General features: G+C 64.5%; 6 protein-coding genes. 5 read left to right on the top strand and 1 reads right to left on the bottom strand.

Annotation, left to right across the window (positions count from 1 at the left end; genetic code table 11):
• Window positions 1–427, top strand: a 427-nt coding sequence (locus BGO22_RS02565) for an ATP-binding cassette domain-containing protein (RefSeq protein ID WP_286848723.1), incomplete at its 5' end; no start/stop codon positions are given.
• A 139-nt stretch (window positions 428–566) separates the two neighbouring features.
• Here the strand turns inward: BGO22_RS02565 and BGO22_RS02560 are convergent.
• Complete coding sequence (locus BGO22_RS02560; protein ID WP_286848722.1) at window positions 567–1,346, bottom strand: IclR family transcriptional regulator; 780 nt, start codon at window positions 1,344–1,346, stop codon at window positions 567–569.
• 156 nt (window positions 1,347–1,502) lie between these two features.
• Between BGO22_RS02560 and BGO22_RS02555 the strand changes: the two genes are divergently transcribed.
• From BGO22_RS02555 to BGO22_RS02540, 4 genes are all read left to right on the top strand, one after another.
• Entirely contained in the window at window positions 1,503–2,777 is a 1,275-nt protein-coding gene (locus BGO22_RS02555; RefSeq protein ID WP_286848721.1) for an aromatic ring-hydroxylating dioxygenase subunit alpha, read from the top strand.
• Window positions 2,778–2,819: 42 nt separating this feature from the next.
• Window positions 2,820–3,800: a Bug family tripartite tricarboxylate transporter substrate binding protein gene (locus BGO22_RS02550; RefSeq protein WP_070399025.1), complete on the top strand. Its 981-nt coding sequence runs from the start codon at window positions 2,820–2,822 to the stop codon at window positions 3,798–3,800.
• Between the two features lie 8 nt (window positions 3,801–3,808).
• The gene (locus BGO22_RS02545) at window positions 3,809–4,588 is read left to right on the top strand and encodes an SDR family NAD(P)-dependent oxidoreductase (protein ID WP_070399024.1); all 780 of its coding nucleotides are present in this window, start codon (window positions 3,809–3,811) and stop codon (window positions 4,586–4,588) included.
• Between the two features lie 10 nt (window positions 4,589–4,598).
• Window positions 4,599–5,476: PDR/VanB family oxidoreductase (locus BGO22_RS02540; protein ID WP_286848716.1), on the top strand; the 878-nt coding region annotated here is incomplete at its 3' end.

Below are 5,476 nucleotides of genomic sequence, written 5' to 3'. Positions count from 1 at the left end.
AGAGAACCTGCGACTGGGCCAGATGCAGTGCCCATCGCGCAGCCGGGCCGAATCCCGTCGGCGCCTCGACGACACCTACCAGCGATTCCCCCGGCTGGCCGAACGGCGGCGCCAGATGGGTACCACCTTGTCAGGTGGCGAGCAGCAGATGCTGGCGATCGCGCGCGTGCTGGCGGGCGCTCCGCGCCTCCTGCTTATCGACGAACCCACAGAGGGGCTAGCGCCGATGATCGTCGACGAGATATTCGAGCTGATCGGCAAGCTGGCCCATGAAGGGACACCAATAGTGCTTGTCGAGCAGAACGTGCATCGCGCGTTGAACCTGACTACGCGGCACTATCTGATCGAACGTGGTCAAGTGGTCGCCGAGGGTAAATCAGCCGATCCAGGCGACCGTCAGGCGCTAATCGGCCGCATCAGCGTGTAGTCCCGCCAGCACGGTTGGCGGCGGCTGCCGATGTTCGCGAGCAGTTGTGCATTGATGGTGGGACTGTCGTGAATCTAGGGGAGAAGCAGTCTGTTCGAGTGGTCGCAGGTGTCGCAACTCGCACTGTTGGCCGCTTCGATCAGCCTTGCCGTCTGATTGGCACTTTGTCAGCGTAGCCCAGGGCCGCAGAAAGTTTCGCACCTTCCTCCTTCAGCAAGGTCACACAAGCATCGACGCGCTGTGCGTCCATTCGAACGCTGGGGCCAAAGACGGCAAGAGACCCTTTTACACGTCCGTTGCTGTCGAAATAGGGCACAGCGACGGCCACTGCACCCTGTATCAGTTCATCACGACTTATCTCGTATCCCCGTTCTCGTATGGCCGCGAGCTGCTTGAGATAGCTCGCAACGTCAAACTGGGTTGCACCCTTGTCCTCCAGATACACCTCGGGCAAGGCTGTGTGCGCTAGGATCACGCGGCCGCTGGCGCCCAGGGTCACGTCTGTGCTGTACCCAACTCCGCGCTTGAAACTCAAAGGCTGCGCACTTTGCAACTCGGCAACACAAGTGCGGCTGCGGCCTTGATGGACCAATAGAGATACCGTCTCACCCGTTGCTTCCCAAAGCCGGCGCATCATGGGCTGCGCCACGCTGGCGATGTCCAAGCACGCTCCCCACACGTGCGCCAGATTGGCCACCGATGGGCCGAGCTCGAATCGCTGCGGCTCACCCGACGAGACGATGAAGCCCTTGTGCTCCAGCGTGCGCAGCAGTCGGTACAGCGTGGGGCGACTCAGGTCCACGCGCCGGGCCAGTTCCCCAGCCGTTAGCCGGTGGTCGGTTGCCGTGAATGCCATCAGGATGTCCAGCGCCCTGTCCACCGCGCGGACACCTTCCCCTGCTTTTTCAGCCGTTTCCATGCTTTGTGCTCCTGACAACCCGGCGATTGTCGATCTTACGGAATCGATATGTCCATCTGATGGACATGATGTCTGACTGTTGACATAGATCAAGTGTGTCCACATAATGAATCAACTGTCCATCAGGAGGACATATTTCATGTGGAGACACAAGCAATGAACAAGGAAATGTCGGAGACCCTGACCCGCGTGGGTCCTGGCACCCGCATGGGCGAACTGCTGCGCCGTTACTGGGTGCCCGCGCTCGCATCGAGGGAAATCGCCGAAGCCGACGGACCGCAGGTACGCGTGCAACTGCTGGGCGAAAAGCTGCTGGCCTTTCGCAACACGGAGGGCCGCGCCTGCCTGATCAGTGAGTTCTGCTCGCACCGTGGCGTATCGCTGTACTTCGGTCGCAACGAAGAAAACGGCATTCGTTGCGCGTACCACGGCGTCAAATTCGACGGCGACGGCAAGTGCGTGGACGTCCCGTCTTCGCCCCAGTCGTGCGCGCGCATGCACATCAAGGGCTATCCCTGCGTGGAGCGCGGCGGCATTGTCTGGGCGTACATGGGTCCAGCCGAGCACCAGCCCGCCGCGCCCGAAATCGAGTGGTGCACACTGCCCGAGAGCCACGTGTACGTGTCCAAGCGGCTGCAATACAGCAACTGGCTGCAGGCGATGGAAGGTGGCATCGACACCGCGCACGTGTCCTACGTGCACCGCTACGAGGTGGACACCGACCCGATGCACCAGGGCGTGAAGGCGCTCGACTACATCAAGGCCGATGGCAACGTGGTGTTCGAGATCGAAAAAACGCCATACGGCCTGGGTCTGTTCGGCCGTCGCAATGGCGAGCCCGACTCCTACTACTGGCGCGTCACGCAGTGGCTGTTCCCCTGGTTCACGCTGATCGCGCCTTTCGGCGAGCACGCACTGGGTGGCCACGTGTGGGTCCCCATCGACGACCACCATTGCTGGGCGTGGAGCATCAACTGGCAGCCCTTCCGTCCGCTGACCGACGAAGAGCGTTCGGCCATGGAGGCAGGTCAGGGCATCCACGTGGAGTACGAGGCCCCGGGTAGTTTCGTCCCCAAGGCCAATCGCGACAACGACTACCTGATGGACCGTGTGGCGCAGCGCGAGAAGCGTTCGTACAGCGGCGTGTTCGGCTTCTCCGCGCAGGACTACTCCCTGCAGGAAAGCATGGGCCCGATCCAGAACCACGAGGCCGAGCAACTGCTGCCCACCGACAAGGCCATCGTGATGGCGCGTCGCATGCTGGCAGAAGCCGCAACGGGAATTGAACAGGGGATCACTCCTCCTGCGCTGGACGCCAGCCAGCAGCGGGTGCGGCCCGCCGGCGTCCTGCTGCCCAAGGAGCAGAACCCCGTCGAGTGGGCCAAAGAGCATCTGGCCAACAGTATCGAGAAGCCGGTTTTCACTCTGTAAGGGCCTGAGCCGGCCACACACACCAACCATAGGAGACAAGACATGTTCCCACGCCGATCCCTTCTCGCCGCCGCCCTGCTGGGTGTGGCCGCCGCCAGCCCCTCGTGGGCTCAGAGCGCGGCCGACTGGAAGCCCACCAAGCCGGTGCGCATCATGGTGCCCATCGTGGGCAGCACCAACGACGTGCTCGCCCGCCTGGTGGCGCCCAAGCTGCAGGAGGTGTTCGGCCAGCCCTTTGTGGTGGAGAACAAGGGTGGCGCGGGCGGCAACATCGGCGCGCTGGACATCGTGCGCTCCGCGCCCGACGGCCACCACCTGCTGGTGGGCTACAACGGGCCGCTGGCCATCAACGTGAGCCTCTTCAACAAGATGCCCTACGACCCGATGAAGGACCTGGCGCCCATCACGCTGGCGGTGAAGTCGCCCCAGTATCTGGTGGTGAACCCGGCCACGGGCATCACCAGCGTCAAGGAATTCATCGCAACCGCCAAGACGAACCCGCAGAAGTTGAACTACGGCTCGGTCTCGGTGGGCAGCGCCTCGCACCTGACGATGGAGATGATGAAGTCGGAGGCCGGCTTCAACATCACGCACATCCCCTACCGGGGCGCCGCACCCGCGGTGTCCGACCTGGTGGCCGGCATGGTGCAGACCGGCTTCTTCGTGCCGGGCAACGTGCAGGGCTTCGTCAAGGAAGGCAAGCTGCGCTTGCTGGCCAGCACTGGCCTGAAGCGATTCCCCAGCACGCCCGATGTGCCCACGCTGGCGGAGTCGGGTCTGAAGGACTTCGAGGCCACTTCGTGGATCGGCTTCCTCGCGCCGGCGGGTACGCCGCCGCACATCATCAAGCGCTACAACGAAGAGATGGTGAAGATCCTGAAGTCGCCCGACATCCTGGCCCGCCTGCACGAGATGGAGTTCGAGGTGGTGGCCGGCACGCCGCGCGAGTTCAGCGCCTGGATCTCGTCTGAGATCACGCGCTGGGGCAAGGTCATCAAGGACAACGGCATCAAGCTGGATTGAGGACAGGCATGGCATCGTTGCGACTGGCCGGCCGCGTGGCCATGATCACGGGCGGGGGCGCCGGCATCGGCGCGGCCGCGTCCGCCCTGTTCTGCCGCGAGGGCGCGGCGGTGGCGATGGTGGACGCTGACGCGCAGGCGCTGGAGCGCACGCGCGCGGCGATCCTCGAAGCGCAGCCCGAGGCGCGCCTGTTGTGTGTCGCGGCCGACGTGTCGGACCCGGCGCGAGCGCAGGCCGCAGTGGCCCACTGCCTGGACGATTGGGGCGCGCTGGACGTGCTGGTGAACAACGCCGCCATGCGCAACTACCTGCCGGCGGCCGAGGTGTCGCCCGCCGACTGGCAGGCCATCGTGGCGGTGAACCTGGCGGGCATGTCCAACTACTGCCAGGCCGCGCTGCCGGCGCTGCGCCGCTCGGGCGCGGGCGCCATCGTCAACGTGTCCTCCTGCTACGCTGTCACCGGCCGCAGGGGCATGGCGCTGTACGACGCCACCAAGGCCGCACAACTGGCCTTCACACGCACCTTGGCGTTCGAGGAATCGGCGCACGGTGTGCGCGTCAATGCGGTATGCCCGGGATCCACGTTGACCGATTTTCACGTGGGCCGCGCTTCGGCTGCGGGCAAGAGCGTGGAACAGCTCAGCACCGAACGCAAGGACACCTCGCTCATAGGACGCTGGGCGCGCCCTGAGGAGATTGCCTGGCCGATCCTGTGGCTCGCCTCAGGCGAGGCTTCCTTCATCACCGGCACCACGCTGATGGTGGATGGCGGCCTTCACATCATGTGAGGGATAGGCGATGACGACTGCCACCCTCAAGGCCCGCGTCCATTGCCTGCGTTACGAGGCGCGCGACGTGGTGAGCGTCGAACTGCGCCCCGAGCACGCGGGAGTGGTGTTCCCGCCGCACGCGCCTGGTGCGCACATCGACCTACACCTGGACAACGGCCTAGTGCGCAGTTACTCGCTGCTAAACCCGGCCGGTGAGACCGGGCGTTACGTGGTCGGCGTGCTCAAGGACCGCAAGAGCCGCGGCGGTTCAGTTTTCGTGCATGAGCAGTTGCGCGTGGGGCAACTGCTAACGATCTCGGCACCGCGCAACAACTTTCCTCTGCACGATTCGGCCGCGCATTCGGTGTTCGTGGCCGGCGGAATCGGCATCACGCCCATCCTGTGCATGCTCGACCGCCTGTCTGCCTCAGGGCGTTCGGCTGACCTTGTTTACTGCGCGCGCTCGCGCGCAGATGCGGCCTTCCTAGAGCGCCTGAACGAGCTAGCCTCGCCCACGCTGCGCGTGCACTGGCATTTCGACGACGAGGCGGGTGGGCCCCCGGACCTGCGCGAACGGCTGCGTCCGTTTGCCAAACACAGCCACTTCTACGCCTGCGGACCCGGTCCGATGTTGGACGCCTTCCTGTCGGCTTGCGAAGTGCTGGAGTTGCCTAACGCGCATATCGAACGCTTCGCGGCTGTGCCGACACTGACCGCGTCGACCGAGCCCACGACCTTCACCCTGGAATTGCGTCGCAGCACGCGGCGTATTGAGGTACGTGCCGACTGCTCGGTGCTGGACGCCATGCTGGAGGCAGGACTATCGCCCGATCACAGTTGCCGCGAGGGGCTTTGCGGCGCTTGCGAAACGCGCGTTCTTGCGGGCGAAGTGGAACACCTCGACAG

The sequence above is a fragment of the Hydrogenophaga sp. 70-12 genome (assembly GCF_001897365.1).
In the GTDB taxonomy this organism is placed as follows: Bacteria; Pseudomonadota; Gammaproteobacteria; order Burkholderiales; family Burkholderiaceae_C; genus Hydrogenophaga; species Hydrogenophaga borbori.
Note: the sequence above shows the minus strand (reverse complement) of the source record. Positions and strands in the feature narration are given on the sequence as shown.

Bases quoted from the DNA above. Each gene is read 5' to 3' on its own strand.
- BGO22_RS02560 (WP_286848722.1), bottom strand. From the start codon at position 1,346: ATGGAAACGGCTGAAAAAGCAGGGGAAGGTGTCCGCGCGGTGGACAGG.
- BGO22_RS02555 (WP_286848721.1), top strand. From the start codon at position 1,503: ATGAACAAGGAAATGTCGGAGACCCTGACCCGCGTGGGTCCTGGCACC.
- BGO22_RS02550 (WP_070399025.1), top strand. From the start codon at position 2,820: ATGTTCCCACGCCGATCCCTTCTCGCCGCCGCCCTGCTGGGTGTGGCC.
- BGO22_RS02545 (WP_070399024.1), top strand. From the start codon at position 3,809: ATGGCATCGTTGCGACTGGCCGGCCGCGTGGCCATGATCACGGGCGGG.